This window comes from Mucilaginibacter sp. P4_G9 (assembly GCF_056400985.1).
In genome coordinates this window covers 1-937 of record NZ_JBFUKF010000840.1, presented here as the reverse complement: position 1 = coordinate 937, position 937 = coordinate 1, and the positions used below count along the sequence as shown (strand labels likewise).

1 protein-coding gene is annotated in these 937 nt (G+C 35.8%); it reads left to right on the top strand.

Going from position 1 to position 937, the window contains the following annotated elements:
- Window positions 1–668: 668 nt before the first annotated feature.
- Window positions 669–937: cellulase N-terminal Ig-like domain-containing protein (locus AC1DPZ_RS28040; protein WP_477409718.1), on the top strand; the 269-nt coding region annotated here is incomplete at its 3' end.

Below are 937 nucleotides of genomic sequence, written 5' to 3'. Positions count from 1 at the left end.
AGGTAGGTGCAGGCGTGGATATCAGAAGCTTTTCGGTTGACTTGCGATATGAAGGCGGCCTTAATAAAATTGCTTACGGCAATGATGCATCTCATACCCGTGTAAGCTTGTTCAGTCTTTCTTTGGCTTATAAATTATTTTCGCTGTAAATTTAGGGCTCAGCCTCAATGTTATTAAAAAAGACCTGCCGTACGTTATCGGCGGGTCTTTTTTTTTGAACTGTGTTTTATATTAAGTCTGTTAAATATTTTTATAAATCAAGATTATGTGATTAATAATCAAAATATTAGCTTTTTGCATTCTGCTTTTAGCTCTTATATAATGAGTTGGGTTTATGTATTTATCTGCGTTAAGACTCAGGCAATCGCTTTTAAAATTAAAAACAAGCAGGAGGCACCTACGGAGCCCGACTTTTGGATTTTCTTGCGCTATAAACACGTGACTCCCACGGAGTCAATGACACACCAACCATTTCCAACTCCAGCGGAGTTATGTGTTTATAGTGAAAAAGTGTCTTGACCCTGGCTCCGTAGGTGCCTCCTTTTTAAAGCGATTGCCCTGCGTTAAGCCTGAATCAATTGCATTTATAAAATGTTTTATTGTGTTATATTTTTAAGCAAATTAGCCATAATAGTATTATGCTTATTGTAAAAAATACACCTACATTTATGAATCCAATATCACACAAAAAAAAAACCTATAAATGTGTTTATACAATGCATGTAAAATTTAATTCCAGGAAAAATGCAGCCGGTAAATGGGTGCTGTTTGTTTTGACAATATTTACCCTGCAAACCGCATCGGCACAAACAAAAGATACTGTATCCCATCCTATAAGATTGAATCAGCTTGGCTTTTATCCCGGTGCTATTAAAAAAGCGATTGTATTAAGTAGTAACAGCGGCAAATTTACTGTTGTAACCTTAAATAAGCATAC